General features: G+C 69.2%; 18 protein-coding genes and 1 tRNA gene. 10 read left to right on the top strand and 9 right to left on the bottom strand.

Translation table 11 applies throughout. The features are described 5' to 3' along the window. Positions 1-23 precede the first annotated feature (23 nt). Both KXC43_RS37040 and KXC43_RS37035 read left to right on the top strand, forming a co-directional pair. The gene (locus KXC43_RS37040; protein WP_184954305.1) at positions 24-287 is read left to right on the top strand and encodes a cell division protein CrgA; all 264 of its coding nucleotides are present in this window, start codon (positions 24-26) and stop codon (positions 285-287) included. 173 nt (positions 288-460) lie between these two features. Then, positions 461-2,605 (top strand): (Fe-S)-binding protein, encoded by a 2,145-nt coding sequence (locus KXC43_RS37035; protein WP_221380894.1) that lies wholly within the window; start codon positions 461-463, stop codon positions 2,603-2,605. Between the two features lie 3 nt (positions 2,606-2,608). On the opposite strand, the gene KXC43_RS37030 is transcribed toward KXC43_RS37035, so the two are convergent. Further along, a complete protein-coding gene (locus KXC43_RS37030; protein ID WP_221380893.1) occupies positions 2,609-3,277 on the bottom strand; it encodes a GOLPH3/VPS74 family protein in 669 nt (222 codons plus the stop codon). 100 nt (positions 3,278-3,377) lie between these two features. Here KXC43_RS37030 and KXC43_RS37025 point away from each other — a divergent pair, with 100 nt between their 5' ends. The 3 genes from KXC43_RS37025 to KXC43_RS37015 all read left to right on the top strand — a co-directional run bounded on the left by KXC43_RS37025 (position 3,378) and on the right by KXC43_RS37015 (position 6,771). Beyond that, positions 3,378-4,712 (top strand): hemolysin family protein, encoded by a 1,335-nt coding sequence (locus tag KXC43_RS37025; protein WP_221380892.1) that lies wholly within the window; start codon positions 3,378-3,380, stop codon positions 4,710-4,712. Further along, entirely contained in the window at positions 4,705-5,772 is a 1,068-nt protein-coding gene (locus KXC43_RS37020) for a hemolysin family protein (protein WP_221380891.1), read from the top strand. Before KXC43_RS37025 ends, KXC43_RS37020 begins: the two co-directional genes overlap by 8 nt. 117 nt (positions 5,773-5,889) lie before the next feature. Continuing rightward, entirely contained in the window at positions 5,890-6,771 is an 882-nt protein-coding gene (locus tag KXC43_RS37015) for a laminin G domain-containing protein (protein ID WP_221380890.1), read from the top strand. Here the strand turns inward: KXC43_RS37015 and KXC43_RS51700 are convergent. Next, the gene (locus KXC43_RS51700) at positions 6,764-6,889 is read right to left on the bottom strand and encodes a hypothetical protein (RefSeq protein ID WP_255645489.1); all 126 of its coding nucleotides are present in this window, start codon (positions 6,887-6,889) and stop codon (positions 6,764-6,766) included. The two genes, KXC43_RS37015 and KXC43_RS51700, sit on opposite strands and share 8 nt — an antisense overlap. Positions 6,890-6,957: 68 nt before the next feature. Between KXC43_RS51700 and KXC43_RS37010 the strand changes: the two genes are divergently transcribed. Beyond that, a complete protein-coding gene (locus KXC43_RS37010) occupies positions 6,958-7,455 on the top strand; it encodes a hypothetical protein (protein WP_221380889.1) in 498 nt (165 codons plus the stop codon). 17 nt (positions 7,456-7,472) lie between these two features. Here KXC43_RS37010 and KXC43_RS37005 read toward each other — a convergent pair whose 3' ends face one another. From KXC43_RS37005 to KXC43_RS36995, 3 genes are all read right to left on the bottom strand, one after another. Continuing rightward, positions 7,473-7,730 carry a hypothetical protein gene (locus tag KXC43_RS37005; protein WP_221380888.1) on the bottom strand — a complete coding sequence of 86 codons (258 nt, stop codon included), beginning with the start codon at positions 7,728-7,730 and terminating at the stop codon, positions 7,473-7,475. 342 nt (positions 7,731-8,072) lie between these two features. After that, positions 8,073-8,143 (bottom strand) — tRNA-Gly (locus KXC43_RS37000). 52 nt (positions 8,144-8,195) lie between these two features. Next, on the bottom strand, positions 8,196-8,696 hold the full coding sequence (locus KXC43_RS36995; RefSeq protein ID WP_221380887.1) for a pyridoxamine 5'-phosphate oxidase family protein: 501 nt from the start codon (positions 8,694-8,696) through the stop codon (positions 8,196-8,198). Positions 8,697-8,801: 105 nt separating this feature from the next. Here KXC43_RS36995 and dcd point away from each other — a divergent pair, with 105 nt between their 5' ends. After that, positions 8,802-9,380: a dCTP deaminase gene (gene dcd / locus KXC43_RS36990; protein ID WP_221380886.1), complete on the top strand. Its 579-nt coding sequence runs from the start codon at positions 8,802-8,804 to the stop codon at positions 9,378-9,380. 197 nt (positions 9,381-9,577) lie between these two features. On the opposite strand, the gene KXC43_RS36985 is transcribed toward dcd, so the two are convergent. The 3 genes from KXC43_RS36985 to KXC43_RS36975 form a co-directional block, all read right to left on the bottom strand. Beyond that, entirely contained in the window at positions 9,578-10,327 is a 750-nt protein-coding gene (locus KXC43_RS36985) for a hypothetical protein (RefSeq protein WP_221380885.1), read from the bottom strand. Positions 10,328-10,482: 155 nt separating this feature from the next. Continuing rightward, entirely contained in the window at positions 10,483-10,959 is a 477-nt protein-coding gene (locus KXC43_RS36980) for a YcxB family protein (RefSeq protein ID WP_221380884.1), read from the bottom strand. Between the two features lie 254 nt (positions 10,960-11,213). After that, a complete protein-coding gene (locus tag KXC43_RS36975; protein WP_221380883.1) occupies positions 11,214-12,074 on the bottom strand; it encodes an LLM class F420-dependent oxidoreductase in 861 nt (286 codons plus the stop codon). Between the two features lie 74 nt (positions 12,075-12,148). On the opposite strand from KXC43_RS36975, the gene KXC43_RS36970 reads away from it, so the two are divergent. After that, positions 12,149-12,424 (top strand): YciI family protein, encoded by a 276-nt coding sequence (locus KXC43_RS36970; RefSeq protein ID WP_221380882.1) that lies wholly within the window; start codon positions 12,149-12,151, stop codon positions 12,422-12,424. On the opposite strand, the gene KXC43_RS36965 is transcribed toward KXC43_RS36970, so the two are convergent. Further along, positions 12,421-12,963 carry a phosphoribosyltransferase family protein gene (locus KXC43_RS36965; RefSeq protein WP_221380881.1) on the bottom strand — a complete coding sequence of 181 codons (543 nt, stop codon included), beginning with the start codon at positions 12,961-12,963 and terminating at the stop codon, positions 12,421-12,423. The two genes, KXC43_RS36970 and KXC43_RS36965, sit on opposite strands and share 4 nt — an antisense overlap. Positions 12,964-13,063: 100 nt before the next feature. On the opposite strand from KXC43_RS36965, the gene KXC43_RS36960 reads away from it, so the two are divergent. Beyond that, on the top strand, positions 13,064-14,191 hold the full coding sequence (locus KXC43_RS36960) for a PP2C family protein-serine/threonine phosphatase (protein WP_221380880.1): 1,128 nt from the start codon (positions 13,064-13,066) through the stop codon (positions 14,189-14,191). Between the two features lie 457 nt (positions 14,192-14,648). Next, a complete protein-coding gene (locus KXC43_RS36955; RefSeq protein WP_221380879.1) occupies positions 14,649-16,505 on the top strand; it encodes an acyl-CoA dehydrogenase in 1,857 nt (618 codons plus the stop codon). Positions 16,506-16,547: the final 42 nt, after the last annotated feature.

The following is a 16,547-nucleotide window of genomic DNA, read 5'->3' as shown; positions in this document are numbered from 1 at the left end:
TTGTTGCCCTTCAGGAGTCCACCGTGCCGAAGTCCCAGGTTCGCAAGAAGAAGGTCTACACGCCGCCGACGGACATCCGTCCGGCGGCAGCAGCGGCGTCGAAGAAGCCCAGCCCGATGTGGCTGCCGATCAGCGCGGTCGCGCTGATCGTGATCGGCATCGCCTGGCTGGTCGTGTACTACCTGTCGTCCCAGCAGTACCCCGTCGAGTCGCTGCGGTACTGGAACCTGGCGATCGGCTTCGGGTGCATGGTGGCGTCGCTCGGCATCTTGTCGCGCTGGCGTTAGCCGCTTTTACCAGCGTTTACGCAGGTAGGGTGGCTTTTGCCCGTTTGAAGCGCACCTCGTGCCACCGGCCGGGGTGCGCTTCGGCGCCTCCCTTGACCCTTGGCGTGCGGCCGTCTATTACTCGTGGGTAACATGGGCGCGGCGGACAGCCGAGGCGAGGAGGCACAACGCAGATGGGCATCGCGCAGATAGTTGCCACCGTTCTGGCCGGCGCCATCACCGTCGTGGCCGTCGTGCTCGCCGTGCGGGCGGTGCTGACCATCACGGCGGTGATCCGTCAAGGTCAACCGGACCCGGCCCGGTTCGAGAACAAGCCGGCGCGTACGAAGACCATGCTGGTCGAGACGCTCGGCCACACCCGCATGCTGAAGTGGAGCGCGATCGGCGCCGCCCACTGGCTCGTGATGGTCTCCTTCATGATCCTGTTCCTGCTGGTCGTGGAGGCGTACTTCGAGGTCGTCGACCCCGAGGGCGGACTGCCGATCATCGGGCACTGGGTCGTCTACGGGTTCGTCACCGAGTGGATCGGCATTCTCGGCCTGATCGGCATCGTCTACCTGATCCTCGTGCGCCAGCGGAACATCCGGCAGAAGCGCAGCCGTTTCCTCGGCTCCACGATGTGGCAGGCGTACTTCGTCGAGGCCGTGATCCTGGGCGTGCTGGCCTGCGGGTTCCTGATCCGCGGATTCAAGGTCGCCAACGACACGTTCGAGTACCCGGGCTGGGCGACCCCGCTGTCGCACGGCGTCGGCAGCCTGTTGCCCGCGGCCGAGGACGGGCCCACCTGGGTGGCGCTGGTCAAGCTGTTCATCTCGATGGGCTGGCTGATCACCATCGCGCTCAACCCGACCATGGGCGTCGCCTGGCACCGCTTCCTCGCGTTCTTCAACATCTTCTTCAAGCGGGCGCCCGAGAAGCCGGCCGGTTCCGGGCTGGGTGCGCTGCGGCCGATGATGAGCCAGGGCAAGCCCCTCGACTTCGAGGAGGCCGACCCCGAGAAGGACCAGTTCGGCGTCGCCCAGGTGGAGCAGTTCACCTGGAAGGGGCTGCTCGACTTCTCGACCTGCACGGAGTGCGGGCGGTGCCAGTCGCAGTGCCCGGCGTGGAACACGGCCAAGCCGCTCTCGCCGAAGCTCCTGGTCCTGTCGTTGCGTGATCATGCGTACGCGAAAGCGCCTTATCTTCTGGGCGGCGGCGGCAAGGATCTGACCGGCGAGGAGAAGGCCACCGAGGCCCAGCTGGCCCACATGGACGTGCTCGCGCTGGCCGAGGGGAACCGCCCGCTGATCGGCACGGCCGATGAACAGGGCGTGATCGACCCGGACGTCCTGTGGTCGTGCACCACCTGCGGCGCCTGCGTCGAGCAGTGCCCGGTCGACATCGAGCACATCGACCACATCGTCGACATGCGCCGCTACCAGGTGCTGATCGAGTCGTCGTTCCCGTCCGAGGCCGGCGTCATGCTGCGCAACCTCGAGAACAAGGGCAACCCGTGGGGCGCGCCGCAGAACACCCGCGAGGACTGGACCAAGGGTCTGGACTTCGAGGTGCCGCGGGTCGGCGAGACGGAGGACTTCGACTACCTGTTCTGGGTCGGCTGCGCCGGCGCGTTCGAGGACAGGGCCAAGAAGACCACCCGCGCGGTGGCCAAGCTGCTGCACGAGGCCGGGGTCAACTACGCGATCCTCGGCGAGGGCGAGACCTGCACGGGTGACCCGGCGCGGCGCATCGGCAACGAGTTCGTCTTCCAGATGCTGGCCCAGCAGAACGTCGAGACGCTGAACGAGGCGTTCGGGGACCGGCCGACGAAGAAGATCGTGGCGACCTGCCCGCACTGCTTCAACACGCTCGGCAACGAGTACGAGCAGCTGGGCCTGAAGGTCGAGGTCGTGCACCACACGCAGCTGCTCGCCCACCTGGTCAAGGAAGGCAAGCTGACACCGGTCCAGCCCGTCGAGGGCGACGTGACCTACCACGACCCGTGCTACCTGGGCCGGCACAACCGGGTGTTCGACGCTCCCCGTGAGGTGCTCGGGGAAGCGGTCGGCAACCTCGTGGAGATGCCGCGCAACCAGGAACGCTCCTTCTGCTGCGGCGCCGGCGGCGCCCGCATGTGGATGGAGGAGAAGATCGGCAAGCGGATCAACGTCGAGCGTACGGAGGAAGCCCTGGCGACCGGGGCGAAGACGATCGCGGTGGGCTGCCCGTTCTGCTACACGATGATCGGCGACGGGGTCACCGGCAAGGGTGAGCAGGAGAACGTCGAGGTCGTGGACGTCGCGACGGTCCTCCTGCGCTCCCTCAAGCAGGAGGTGTAGGCCTCAGTTCGGCGTGCCGGCGGTGGCCGCGGTGGTCGAGGCGACGATCGCGACCATCACGGCCGCCTGGATCTCGTCGAGCGCCTTCTTCACGGCCTCGGCGGCCCAGGCGCCTTCGCTGATCTCGCGGAGTCGCGTCTTGACGACCTTGCGGTCGAGGCCGGCGAAGACCTTCCCGTCCAGGCCGGTCGCTGCGACGAGGGCGCACAGGGCGGCCGTACGGGGCTCGACCTCGCCCGTACCGAGCACGGCGTTTCGCATGCGGTCACGGGCGGCGGTCTCCTGCACGGGCTCGACGCCGTGGGCGGCCGGGTACTTGGTGCGGGGGAAGACCCAGAGGACCTTGTCCTTCTCCGTACGCAGGATGCCCTCGGCCACGAGCCGGTCGAGCACCTGCGGCCGGGTGTCCTGCGCGAACTTCGAGACCCAGTAACCGGGCTTGCGTGGCTTGTCGTCGCCGACGATGCGCATCAGGGCGTTGTCCAGCAGCGGGTCACCGGTCGGATTGATGTCGAGCGCGACCACCTTCTTGTCGGCCACGTCGACCCGGCCCGCCAGGGCCAGTTCGAGCAGCAGGCCACCGCCGAGACCGTGGTCGAGGTGGGTGCCGTCGGTCAGCGGAGTGCCGTCGTCGTCGTACGCGAGCAGCGTGAACTCTTCGACCAGGTTCATGCCCTGACGGTATCCAGATTCGCGGCGTGCCAATCCTCACCTCCGGTGGGCAGGCCGGACTCGCCCGGTTCCGGCACAATGAGACCGAGGTGAACCGATCATGGACGGCCTGCTCCTGACCGCGGTGCTCCCCTTGGCCGCGTTCGCGCTGCTCACGGCGGGCAACGCGTTCTTCGTGGCCGCCGAGTTCGGGCTCGTCACGGTCGACCGGGCCGAGATCGCGTCCCGCTCCCGCTCGGGTGATCGCCGTGCGCGCACGGTCGAGCACGCGCTGCACGAGCTTTCGTTCCAGCTCTCCGGCACCCAGTTGGGCATCACGCTCACCGCCCTGCTCACCGGCTATCTGGCCGAACCCGCGCTCTCCAAGATCTTCGAGCCGGTGGTCGAGCCGGTCGCCGGGAACGCCACCGACGCCGTGACGCACGGGATCGCGCTGGTCGTGGCCACCCTCGTCTCGATGCTCTTCGGCGAACTGGTGCCCAAGAACGCGGCTCTGGCCCGGCCGATGCGCGCCGCGCTGCTGACTGCGGCCCCGTTGCGTACGTTCTCGAGGCTCTTGAAGTGGGTGATCGGCGGCCTCAACGGGTCGGCCAACTGGCTGGTCCGCCGCCTGGGCATCGAGCCGCAGGAAGAGCTGGCCAGCGCCCGGTCGCCCGAGGAACTGGGCCTGCTCGCCGCCATCAGCGCCCGCGCCGGCGCCCTGCCGGCCGAGACAGCCACGCTGCTGCGCCGCACGATCCGCTTCGGCGAGAAACGCGCGGCCAAGGCGATGACGCCGCGCGTCGACGTGGTCGGACTGAAGACCACCGCCAGCGTGGCCGAGCTGATCACGGTCGCGCGCGAGACCGGGCACACCCGCTTCCCCGTCTACGAGAACACGATCGACCTGGTCATCGGCGTCGTGGGCGTCCCCGACGCGCTGGGTGTCCCACCCGAGCGCCGGGCCCTGACCCAGGTCGCGACGATCGCCCGGGAGCCCGTGTACGTCCCCGAGAGCCTCAGCCTCGACAAGGTGCTGACGGCGCTGCGCGAGGCCGACGCCGACCTGGCCATCGTGGTCGACGAGTACGGCGGCACCGACGGCGTCGTCACCGCGGAAGACCTGATCGAGGAACTGGTCGGGGAGATCGCCGACGAGTACGACGTCGAGCCCGCCCAGACCTCGACCGAGGAGCTCACGGCCCCCGGCGGCGAGAAGTCGTACGCGGTCGACGGCCTGCTGCGCGAGGACGAGCTGATGGAACAGACCGGTTTCGCGCTGCCCGAGGGGCCGTACGAGACGCTCGCCGGTTTTCTGCTGGCTCGGCTCGGCCACATCCCGGCGGTCGGCGAATCGTACGAGACACGCGGGTGGGAGTTCACCGTGACGGCCGTCGACCGGCACCGCATCGAACAGGTGCGGGTCTCTGCGCCGCCGGAGCCCGAAGATGACTGAGCTGCTGGTCACCGCCGTGCTGCTGATCGGCAACGGGCTCTTCGTGGGCGGCGAGTTCGCCCTGATCGCGTCCCGGCGTACGGCGTTGGAACCGCTCGCCGCGAACAGCAAGCGGGCCCGCTGGGCGCTCTCGGCGATGAGCCAGATCCCGCTGATGATCGCCGGCGCTCAGCTCGGCATCACGATCTGCTCGCTCGGCCTGGGCGCGCTGGCCGAACCGGCGCTGGCCCACTTGCTCGAGGGCCCGTTCCGCGAGATCGGCCTGCCCGAGAACGCGATCCATCCGGTGGCGTTCGTGCTGGCCCTGGGCATCGTCGTCTTCCTGCACACGGTCATCGGCGAGATGGTGCCGAAAAACATCACGCTGGCCGGGCCGGAAAGGGCGGCGCTGATCCTGGGCCCGTTCATGCTGGCCTTCTGCACGGCGACGAAGCCGCTGCTCAACGCGATGCGGTGGGCGGCGCGCATGGTTCTGAAGATCTGGTCGATCGAGGCCACCGACTCGGTGAAGACGGTGTTCACGGCCGAGGAGCTGGCCGGCATGGTCACCCAGGCGCGCAGCGAGGGCCTGCTGGGCACGGAACAGTACGCGCGCATCCACGCGGCGCTCGAACTGCACGAGCGTACGGCCGGCGACACGCTGCGGCCCTGGTCGAGTGTCACCACGATCGCGGACGACGTGTCCCCGGCGACGGTCGAGGCGGTAGCAACCCGCACGGGGCGCTCCCGGTTCCCGGTCGTGCAGCGCGAGACGCGGCGCGTGCTCGGCTTCGTGCACGTCAAGGACATCCTCGGGTACGGCGCCGAACGCCGCACGATGCCGATCCCACCCGAGATCATCCGCCCGTTGGCGGTGGTGGCGCCGGAGCGTTCGCTGGGCGACCTGCTACTGGTGATGCGCCGCGACCGCCTGCACATCGTGCTGGTCAGCGACGGCCGCCGCCCACTCGGCGTGATCACCCTGGACGACGTGATCCACGCGGTGGTGGGCGAGCCGGCTCACCCCGTGCAACCGCCGGCGGTCGCCCAGCCGAGGGACGCCGGCGTCTCCCACCACTGACCGGACCATCCGGAAGTGACCGGTGCGGCGACCGCATTCGGGTTGTTTCACCCTTCGCCCGGCGGGTCGAGGTAGCCCCGATGGCATAGCCCGCCGACCATTTCCGACAATAGTTGCATGTCTCGCAAACGATGGTGGTCGGCTTCGATCGGGGCATTGGTTCTGGTCGGAGTGGCCGTCCACGCGCAGCGGCCCTCGTCGCCACCGGCCTTCGCCGTCGGGCGGCCGGCCGTGTCCGCGAAGCCCGCACCGCTCGACCTGACCACCCGGACCCAGCGCGGAGCCGGCGCCCTGGCCGGTCTGCTACCCATTCAGGAACCGGGCGCATCTCCACCGCCGGGCCGCGTCAGGACAGCCGCCGGACCGGTGTCGGTGCGCTACACCTTCGACGGGGGCGTCGGCCGTCCGATCACCGACCACCTCGGCCGCCACGAGCTGCGGCCGCTCGGCCAGAACGGTGGCGCGCTACGGCTCGTACGCCAGGGGTCAGGTCTGGCCCTTTCCTACCCCGACCGCTGCCGCCTGGCCCGCGAACGTGACTGCCCCCGGGCCATCCTCGAGGGACGGCGTGACGACACCCTCAACCCCGGCACCAAACGCCTGCAGTACGGGGCCGCGGTGCGCATGACCCCAGCCGACCTCTCCGACGGCGCGAACGTCGTGCAGAAGGGCTACTCGGTCGGCCGGGTCAGCCAGTACAAGCTGCAGGTCGACCACCGCCTCGGCCACCCGAGCTGCGTCCTGGCCGGCAACGGCGCCATCTATCGGGCCGAGCCCGCCGTGAACGTGGCCGACGGCCGCTGGCACAAGCTGGAGTGCACCCGAACCCGCAACAAACTGACCCTGACCATCGACGACGCCCCCGCCGCCACGGTCGCCGTCCCGCCGTCCCTCTCCATCGCGAACGCCGAGCCCCTGCGCGTCGGCGGCAAGGGAACGAACAAGTCCAACGACCAGTTCGCCGGCGAGATAGACAACGTCTTCATCCAGATCAGCTGAGCAGCATCCGCTCCGACGGGCGCGCGACTCGGTGCCACGAAACCTGCCGCACGCCGGCCGGGTCGGTGCGCCGCGCGGTCTCCACCACGCGGACCGGGTCGCCGTCGCCGCCCGGCATTCCTGTACCCGCGTCGCCCCGCCTCCCCAAACCGGCGGGGCCTGGTGTGCGCTGCCTACACTCCGGCTGTGCGGATCGGTCGACGGCGCCTGAGCGCCGCCATCGCGGGATTCTTGCTGGTCATCGTCGTGCTGCTCGGTGCCATCACTCTCGTACGCTGGAGAGCCGCCGGCACCGCGCACGAGATTCTCCGGCCCGCGCAGGCGTCCACCCAGCTCCCCGAGGGCGAATACGAAACGGTTGTGGACAACCGCGCCAACATCATCGCGCTGGCCCTCCGCAACGACCGCGGTCCAGCCACCGTCCACACTTACGCGCTGCCACCGAACTCCCCGTGGCTGCAGACGCAGAAGCGCGTAGCCACCCAACTCGACCACTGGCCCCAGACCGGCGACTGCACCGACAACCCGGACGCCAGAATCCTCGAATGCACGTGGCGCGAGCCCACCCGCTGGTGGCCCCGCGAGGTACGACTGACCATGATGCGCCCACCCCCACCAGGCGAGCCCCGCAGCGGCTGGCCCAACCTGACCATCGTGATAATCGGCTCCGCCCCGGGCGCCTAGCCAGACCCTTCGCACGGTCAGTTCGGGGACACCGGTCGCCTCGGTCTATGCCGCGATGGCGTCCTCAGTAGGTGAGCTAGCTCCTCAAAGATCTTTTTGGCTGCCCACACCCATTTGTTTCGAGGGTCGATGTTGGCCTTAGTGACCTTGTCCATGGGGGTGCCCTCGTAGTTGAGGTCCACGAACATCTGAGCGGCCTGTTCCACGGTGATGCCGTGGTAGATCTCGATGGTCACCAGTTTGTTGAGAAGCTTGTCCTTCAGCGCCTGCGACACGCTTTGGTCGGCATTGATGTAGAGGCCGCACAGGTGCCGGCACTCACCGTCGGCGAGAGTGCTGCATCTTCGCGCGCATCGGAGCGAGCTGGGCCACCCGCTCGTCAAGGGTGTATCCCTGATCGATGTCGCGGAGAGCATCCTCCAGGACAAGGCCTGACGCGAAGGTGTCGAGCAGCCACTTGAAGGGCATGACTGTCGTGCCCAAGCCCCAAGCCCTCAAAGCCCCACCGCCCACCGACCGCAAGTGACCGCAACGTGGGGTCTGGGGGCTCGGCCCCCAGGCAGAAATGCGAGGAGGCCCGGTTCGCGCTTTCCGCGAACACGGGCCTCTCACCGACGAGCGGGTGACGGGAATCGAACCCGCACTGTCAGCTTGGGAAGCTGATGTTCTGCCATTGAACTACACCCGCAGCGGGCATCACTGTACCCGATCTGGGGGTGGGGCGGCGGGACCGGGCCGGTTCAACTCACGGCTGCGAGGGGGCGGGGTAACTCGGCGCGCCAGGAGCGGGTGAGTGGGGCCACCAGGGGGCCCGCGGCCAGGGGGAGGGCGCCGGCGGGGCCGTGGGTGCGGAGGGTGGCCGACTCGATGGAGAGTTCGAACAGGCGCCAGTCGACCTCGGGGGAGGCGTGCAGGTCGGCGGCCAGGCGGGCTATCACTCGGGGGTTGTGGACGGGGGTGGCGCGGCCGGTGAGGATGGCCTCGTCGTCGTTCTCTTCCGGGGGGAAGGAGTGCAGCGCGTAGCGGCCGTCGCGTTCCAGGTCGCGGCGTTTGGGGGACGGGACGATGAAGCAATACAGGCCCTGGTCGGTGAAGACGGGGGAGACCGGATGGAGGCGAGGGGCGCCGTCGGGTCGGACCGTGGCCAGGTAGGCCAGGCCGGGACCGTACTGCTGGATTAGCGCTCGGATGCCCGCGGCCAGCGTGGGCTCGGAGGCGGCGAAATCGGACCAGGAAGCCATGCGATGATTCTATCGAACATACGTTCGACACGCCCACAAACGCGCCGATCGAGTGACGTGGTGTGCGGCAAGGGTCGGTCGGGGTCCGCTAGGTATGGTGTTGCGATGCTGCTCTCCGACCGTGACCTGGTCTCCGAGATCAAGGCGGGCGACCTCGCTCTGGCGCCCTTCGAGCCCGAGCTGATGCAACCGTCCAGCATCGACGTGCGGCTCGACCGCTTCTTCCGGGTGTTCAACAATCACCTCTACACCCACATCGACCCGGCCGAGCAGCAGGACGATCTCACCGCCCTGGTCGAGGTGACCGACGGTGAGCCGTTCGTCCTGCATCCGGGTGAGTTCGTGCTGGCGTCGACGCTCGAGGTCATCACGCTGGGCGACCAGCTCGCGGGCCGGCTCGAGGGCAAGAGCAGCCTCGGCCGTCTGGGCCTGCTGACCCACTCCACCGCGGGATTCATCGACCCGGGTTTCTCCGGGCACGTCACGCTGGAACTGTCCAACGTGGCCAATCTGCCGATCAAGCTGTGGCCGGGCATGAAGATCGGCCAGCTCTGCATCTTCCGGCTGTCCAGCCCGGCTGAGCACCCGTACGGCTCGGCCGTCTACGGCTCCCGTTACCAGGGGCAACGCGGTCCGACCCCGAGCCGCTCGGCGCAGAATTTCCGGGTCTGGTCCACGAGCTGAAGATCAAGACCTGGATGTCGTAGCGGGGTGGGGGGTCCGGGCCGCTGCTCCCGCCGAGGGCGCGGCCGGGGCGAGCAGGGCGCTGGCGCGCCCAGGACGCTCACCCCGACCGCGCGACCTGCGTGAGTGGTTGCGCTCCGAAACCCGCTCGGCCGAGCCCGGAAAGGACTCGGCCCGAAGAACGTCGTACCGGAAGGTCAGCGCAACCAGCCGGGCCAGAAGACGCCGCCGCGGAAGCCGGTCGACCACTGGTGGTCGGTGCACGAGGTCCTGGTGGCGAAGCGCTGGTCGTCGATGATCGCCGTGGTGCCCGGGTTGTAGGTGCCCAGACCGAAGCCGATGCCGGTTACCGTCATCCTCGGGTTGTCCGCCACTACCTGGGCGAACGTCTTCTCCGGGGCGCCGCCGGCGGTCTTCGCGAGGCCGGTGATCGTGGTCGACGGGGTCCACAGCTTGCCCTGCAGGACGTTCCACTCGGTCCGGAGGCCGCGCTGCGGGTTGCCGGGCAGGCCGATCTGGCCGAGATACCAGTACGGCTCGAAGACCAGGGTGCCTTCGCCGGCCGGGGTCTTCACGTAGATGTGGTAGGCGGGCAGCGCCGCGTCGTTGACGCCCGCTCCGGCCTGGTCCAACTTCACGGTCTCGTACGAAAGTTCGTTGACGGTGTTGGCGGCGACCGGCCGGAAGTTGGCGCGCCACGACACCTTGTCGTCGTTCTTCGACGGGGCCGTCGCGACCTTGAGGCCGTCGGCGCCGAGGGTGGCGGTGCCCGTTCCTACCTTGACGACGCCGTCGGTGTTGCTGTGCTTAACCACCGTGCAGGGACGATGCGAGGAAGCCAGGGCGGGCTGGGCGTTGGCGACGGCGAGGCCGGTCGCCGCGGTCATCACCACGGCGGCGGCGAGCAGCGGTCGCCGCGAGAGTGAGATCTTGGCGTTTTTGTCCATTTGTCCACTGTATGGCGTAAGGACGTTATAAGCACTTTAAGGAGCTTCGTTCGGGTTAAGCCGCCGGGTCAAACATCTATGCCGATCGACGTGCGCGAACGCCGGACGGCGGACGCGCCACCGGCCTGTTTGGACACGACGCGGTGATGCGACGCTCAGCCTCGGCCAACCGGGACGCCGTGGGCCGCGGCCGTGGTCAGCACCTGGTGGATCTGCAGGGCCGACATGCCCCGGGTCGGCACCTGCACGAAGCGGCTGCGACCGAGCCCCAGCACCAGCTGGCCGGCGAGGTGGTCGACGTGACTGAAGGCGTTCCACGCGTACGCATGCCGGCTCTCGACGGTCGAGCAGGCCACCCCGTCGTCGCTGATCTCGACGGTGGTCGGGCCGCCGTCGCGCAGGACCCGCCGCACCCCGCCGTTCAGCAGGAACATCGGGACGACCACGGCCAGGGCGACGCCCGCGACGAGCAGCGTGAAGTTGAGGCCGTCGCCGTGCAGCCGGAGCAGCAGGGCCAGACCGAGGAGCGCCCAGCCGCCGAGCCGGGCGAGCAGCACCGGCCGGCGTAGCGCGTGGCGCAGGGCTTCAGCGGTCAGGAGGGGATCCGGCCGCGCGATGATCTGCAGAAACACTCCCAAAAAGTAACTTTTCCGGTAGTCGGCCCGGCATCCTCCGCTCGGCGGACCGCCCGGCCCCGGTTCGCCGCACATGAGCCAAAATCCGGTGCACTTTCCGCTCGACCAGCCGGGCCTGTGCCCTACGCTGTGCCGCTATGGGCGCGATCAAACCTTGGCACCTGCTGATCCTGTTCAGCTGCTTCCTGGCTGTCACCGGGATCGTGGCGGCGATCTCCATCGTGATCGCCAAGCAGCGGCGTAAGTAAGGCTCAGAACAGCGCCTCGGCGACGGCTCGCCACTCCGCACGCGGCAGGTGCGGGCTCGGATCGGCCGACAACACCTGCAGGGCCACGTGGTCGGCGCCGGCCTCGAGATGAGCGTCGACGCGGGCGCGTACGGCCGGACCGTCGCCCCAGGCCACGGCCCAGTCGGCCAGGCGGTCGCTGCCCTCGCCGGCCAGGTCGTCGTCGGTGAAGCCGAACCGGCGCCACGGGGTCGTGTAGTTCGGCAGAGACAAGTACGGCTTCAGCACCCGCCGCGCCACAGCGCGCGCCTCGACCGGGTCGGTGCCCAGGAAGACCTTCTGTTCGGGGACCAGCAGCCGGTCGGCCCCGAGGATCTCCCGCGCCTCAGCCGTGTGTTCCGGTGGCATCAGGTAGGGCAGCGCGCCGGCGGTCAACTCGCGTGCCGCGGCCAGCGCCTTCGGGCCCAGGGCGGCGATCATCCGCTCGTCCGGCGGCACCCGGTGCAGCTTGTCGGTGAGGAAAGCCCGCAGTTGCGTCAGCGGCTTCACATAGCTCTGCCCGACCGCCGCCGCCGTCGGCGCGTGCCCGGAACCCACGCCCAGATAGAAACGCCCCGGGAACTGCTCGCGCAGCCGGACGTGCGACGCGGCCAGGGCCTCGCCGTGGCTGTGCCAGATGTCGACGATGCTCGTGCCCGCGACCAGAGTCGTCGTCGCGGCGAGCACGGCCTCGGGCAGGTCGAGGTCGTCGGGTGGGCTGCCGCCGAACCACACCGAGCCGAAGCCCAGGCTCTCGAGTTCCTGGGCGCCCGTGGCGATCAGGTTCGGCTCCTGCGGCCAGCTGTGGTGGGAGATCCAGATTCCGTACCGCCCGAGGTTGTTCACGATCTCGATCGTACGATTACGGACGAGTTGACACACCCGGCGACCGCCCGAGAGGAACACCACACGTGTACCTGATGATCTCGAAGTACCTGGTGCCGATCGAGCAGGTCGACGAGGTGCGCGACGCGCATCTGGCCTATCTGGAGGGCCTCGAGGCGCAGAACCTCGTCGTCACGGCCGGCCGCCAGGACCCCCCGAACGGCGGGGTCGTGCTGCTCAACGTCGACGACGAAGCCCGCGCCCGCGAGCTGATCGGGCAGGACCCGTACGTGCTCCGGGGTGTCGCCGAGTACTCGGCCACCGGCTGGCTGCCGACCCGGGGCGCGCTCAAGGACTTCCCGAAGCCCTAGAGCTCGATGTCGGCCCCCGTGAGCAGGCCCCGCAGGGTGAGCTCACGGGCCACCTCGGGCGGGCACTCGTTGACAATCACCGCGGTGCCGACGTACCGGCCGGCGAACAGCGTGCGCAACGCCCGGGCCTGGGCGCCGGTGGCCGCCCAGTCGTCCACCACCAGCACCCGGTCGTCGGCTCGGATCAGCTCACGCCGTACGCCGAGATGCTGGTTCTCGCCGCGATGGTCGGCGGGCACCTCGGCCCAGATCATCGGTTCGGCGATCGGCCGTCGCGCCCCGGCCCGGTAGGCCTCGACGAAGCCGGCCCCGAGGGCCCGCGCCACCAGGGGGCCGACCAGAAACCCGGTCACCTCGGGCGAGACCACCACGGTCGGCCGTTCCGCGCGGAACAGCTCGGCCAGCCCGTCACCGAGCTTCGCGAGGATCGCCGGGTCGCGCCACCAACCGGAGCGGTCGCTCACCAGATAGTCGCTGCCGTCGCCCGGATCGGTCCACCGGAAAGCCGCCCTCAGATGATCACGCAGATCGGTTGTCACGCGAACATCCTGTCACCGCCCGGCCGTCCCCTTCGGCCGCGCGGTCAGAACCCGCTCAGACTAGGGGTCAATTTAGTGCGGTCGGTCGCCTCGATCGTGCATGCTGTGTCGCGTAGCCATGCCTGACCTACCGCCGGGCCGACGCCCGCTGAGCCCTGGATCCCGCGCCGGACTCGGCGCGGCCGTTGTGCTGCTCGCAGTAGTGTCCGCCGTGGAACTGGCGGACCGCCGGAACACCGACTTCGTGGGCCTGTTCGCGGCCGTCCCGTTCCTGGCCGTGGTGTTCGCGTACTGGCAGACCGTGCTGGTCGCCGGGGTGCTGGCCACGATCGTGGGCATGGTCTTCGTGGGTATGGCCGGCCCGCTCACCGTCACGGGCGCCGTCAACATCTTCGGCATCGTGCTCGCCACCGGCATCGCGGCCGCGGTCGGCACGCTGCGGCAGCGCCAGGCGAACCAATTCGCCGAGCTGCAGCGGCTCGCCGCGGTGGCCCAGCAGGCGGTGCTGCGGCCACTCGGCCCCCAGGTGGGCGCGCTCGCGGTCGCGGGCCGCTACATCTCGGCGACCGCCGCCGCCGACATCGGGGGCGACCTCTACGAGGCGCTCGACACCCCGTACGGGGTCCGGATCATCATCGGCGACGTCCGGGGCAAGGGTCTGGACGCGGTCCGGCTGGCCAGCATCGTGCTCGGCTCCTACCGGCATGTGGCGTACGAGCGGGCCGATCTCAAGGCGATGGTCACCGACCTCGACCGGGCCGTCGCGCGCAGTGTCGGCGACGAGGATTTCGTGACTGCCGCGCTGGTGGAAGAGCGCGGCGGCACGCTGACGATCGTCAACTGTGGACACCCCGCCCCGCTGCTGCTGCGGCGCGGCAAGGTCATTCCGCTCGAGCCGCCGGCGCCGGCCCCTCCGCTGGGGTTCATGCCTGAGGTGAAGGCCCGGGTCGAGCGGCTCGAACCGGGCGACCGGCTGCTGCTGTTCACCGACGGCCTGGGCGAGGCGCGGCGGGAGGGCGAGTTCTTCCCGACCGCCGACCGGGCGTGGCGTCTGCTGGGCCATGGCACGGTCGGTGACGGTCTGGCTTCGCTCGAGACGGCCCTGGTCGACTGGGTCCATGGCCGGCTGGAGGACGACATCGCGCTGGTGCTGCTGGAATACGCCGGGCCGGACGACGGCGCGACGCTGCCGATGCCGAGCTGGGAAGTCGGCGCCGCCGGAAGTTAGGCGGCGGGCTGAGCCGAAGTGGAGTCCGACGGTTCCCCGACCGGCGCCGGCGATACCGGCACCGGCACGGGTTCAGGACGACGGTGACGCCCGATGTAGTGGCGTGGCTGGGCCGCCTGGCGGGGCTCCGGAATGAGGCTCTTGATAGTGGCGAACATGGCGCGCCCCCTTGGCGGCTGGTCGGAGCGGAAAAGCTCCGTGTCTATCCGGAGCAACGAGCCGCTGGGCGCGCCGATACGACGGTCGCGCATGGGAGTCGGCAAATAGCCGAACGGCCATCCTGCTGGCCACCCGATCGGAGGCGTTTGATGTGCGAACCGACGGACAGACCCCCACCGGAGGGTGGTTGGTCACGAAACAGCTCGCGGGTTGTCCGGTCCTACCGATCAGTAATACAGTGGCTGTTACTGACGGGTAACTCCAGACCGGCGGCGTTCGGAGAGCGGGGCCAAGCAGCATGACTCACTACAAAAGCAACCTTCGGGACCTCCAGTTCAACCTGTTCGAGGTCTTCGGGGCCGACCAGGCATTCGGTCAGGCGCCGTACGACGAGATCGACGCCGAGACCGCCCGTGACGTGCTGACCGAGGTCAACCGTCTCGCCACCGAGGATCTGGCCGCCAGCTACGTCGAGGCCGACCGCAACCCACCGGTGTTCGACCCCGCGACGCACACCGCGCCGCTGCCGGAGTCGTTCAAGAAGTCTTTCGACCAGTGGATGGCGTCCGAGTTCTGGCGCCTCGACCTGCCCGGCTCGCTCGGTGGCACGCTGGCCCCGCGCGCCTTCTGGTGGGGCCTGGCCGAGAACGTGCTCGGCGCCAACGCCCCGATCTGGATGTACTCGTCCGGTCCCTCCTTCGCGTCCGTGGTCGACGCCGAGGGCACCGAGGAGCAGAGGAAGTGGGCCAAGCTCTTCGTCGAGAAGCTGTGGGGCTCCACGATGGTGCTGACCGAGCCCGACGCGGGTTCGGATGTCGGCGCCGGCCGGGCTCGCGCGATCCCGCAGCCCGACGGCTCCTGGCACATCGAGGGCGTCAAGCGCTTCATCACCTCGGGTGAGCACGACCTGACCGACAACATCATCCACTACGTGCTGGCCCGTCCGGTCGGCGTCGAGGGTGTGGGCGGCCCGGGCACCAAGGGCCTGTCGCTGTTCATCGTGCCGAAGTACCACTTCGACGCCGAGACCGGCGAGCTGGGCGAGCGCAACGGCGTCTACGCGACCAACGTCGAGCACAAGATGGGCCTCAAGGTCTCGAACACCTGCGAGCTGACCTTCGGCGAGCACGGCACCCCGGCCAAGGGCTGGCTGCTCGGCGAGAAGCACCAGGGCATCCGCCAGATGTTCATGATCATCGAGTACGCCCGCATGATGGTCGGCACCAAGGCCATCGCGACCCTGTCGACGGGTTACCTGAACGCGCTGGAGTACGCCAAGAACCGCGTCCAGGGCGCCGACCTCGTGCAGAACGACGACAAGGCCGCCCCGCGCGTCACGATCACGCACCACCCCGACGTACGCCGCTCCCTGATGCTCCAGAAGGCCTACTCGGAGGCCCTGCGCGCGCTGGTCATCTACACGGCCACCTGGCAGGACAAGGTGGCCATCGCCCAGGCGGCAGGCGACGTCGAGGCCGCCAAGGCCGCGAGCAAGGTCAACGACCTGCTGCTTCCGCTGGTCAAGGGCGTGGGTTCGGAGCGGGCGTACGAGCTGCTGGGTCACGAGGCGCTGCAGACGTTCGGTGGTTCGGGCTTCCTGCAGGACTACCCGCTCGAGCAGTACGTGCGGGACGCGAAGATCGACACTCTGTACGAGGGCACGACCGCGATCCAGAGCCTCGACCTGATCTTCCGCAAGATCGTGAAGGACCAGGGCGTCGCGCTCGCCTCGCTGGCCGGTGAGATGCAGGCGTTCGTCGAGAGCGAGGCCGGCAACGGTCAGCTCAAGATGGAGCGGCTCGGGCTGGGCAAGGCGCTCGCCGACATGCAGCAGATCCTTGCCTCGACCATGGGCTGGCTCGGCGCGGTGCAGGGCGGCGAGACCCGTGAGCTCTACAAGGTGGGCCTGAACTCGCGACGCATCCTGCTCGCCCTCGGCGACGTGGTGCTGGCGTGGCTGCTGCTGCGGCAGGCCGAGGTTGCGCTCAAGGCGCTGGGTGGCGACATCTCGGCGGCCGACAAGAACTTCTACGAGGGCAAGGTGGCGGCCGCGCGCTTCTTCGTCCGCGAGGTGCTGCCTCGGGTCGGCGCCGACCGACGGGTCATCGAGAACGCCGCTCTGGACATCATGGACATTTCCGAGGACGTCTTCTGACGTCGCCCCCCACAGAAAAGCCGGCGGACGCCCCCCGTCCGC

The organism is Paractinoplanes polyasparticus, assembly GCF_019710575.1.
In the GTDB taxonomy this organism is placed as follows: Bacteria; Actinomycetota; Actinomycetes; order Mycobacteriales; family Micromonosporaceae; genus Actinoplanes; species Actinoplanes polyasparticus.
Note: the sequence above shows the minus strand (reverse complement) of the source record. Positions and strands in the feature narration are given on the sequence as shown.

Excerpts from the sequence above, each read along its gene's own strand:
- KXC43_RS36995 (WP_221380887.1), bottom strand. The coding sequence starts at position 8,696 with ATGGCTTCCTGGTCCGATTTCGCCGCCTCCGAGCCCACGCTGGCCGCG.
- KXC43_RS37015 (WP_221380890.1), top strand. The coding sequence starts at position 5,890 with ATGTCTCGCAAACGATGGTGGTCGGCTTCGATCGGGGCATTGGTTCTG.
- KXC43_RS36970 (WP_221380882.1), top strand. The coding sequence starts at position 12,149 with ATGATCTCGAAGTACCTGGTGCCGATCGAGCAGGTCGACGAGGTGCGC.
- KXC43_RS37020 (WP_221380891.1), top strand. The coding sequence starts at position 4,705 with ATGACTGAGCTGCTGGTCACCGCCGTGCTGCTGATCGGCAACGGGCTC.
- KXC43_RS36985 (WP_221380885.1), bottom strand. The coding sequence starts at position 10,327 with ATGGACAAAAACGCCAAGATCTCACTCTCGCGGCGACCGCTGCTCGCC.
- KXC43_RS36955 (WP_221380879.1), top strand. The coding sequence starts at position 14,649 with ATGACTCACTACAAAAGCAACCTTCGGGACCTCCAGTTCAACCTGTTC.
- KXC43_RS37035 (WP_221380894.1), top strand. The coding sequence starts at position 461 with ATGGGCATCGCGCAGATAGTTGCCACCGTTCTGGCCGGCGCCATCACC.
- dcd (WP_221380886.1), top strand. The coding sequence starts at position 8,802 with ATGCTGCTCTCCGACCGTGACCTGGTCTCCGAGATCAAGGCGGGCGAC.
- KXC43_RS51700 (WP_255645489.1), bottom strand. The coding sequence starts at position 6,889 with ATGCCGGGCGGCGACGGCGACCCGGTCCGCGTGGTGGAGACCGCGCGG.
- KXC43_RS37025 (WP_221380892.1), top strand. The coding sequence starts at position 3,378 with ATGGACGGCCTGCTCCTGACCGCGGTGCTCCCCTTGGCCGCGTTCGCG.
- KXC43_RS37030 (WP_221380893.1), bottom strand. The coding sequence starts at position 3,277 with ATGAACCTGGTCGAAGAGTTCACGCTGCTCGCGTACGACGACGACGGC.
- KXC43_RS36960 (WP_221380880.1), top strand. The coding sequence starts at position 13,064 with ATGCTGTGTCGCGTAGCCATGCCTGACCTACCGCCGGGCCGACGCCCG.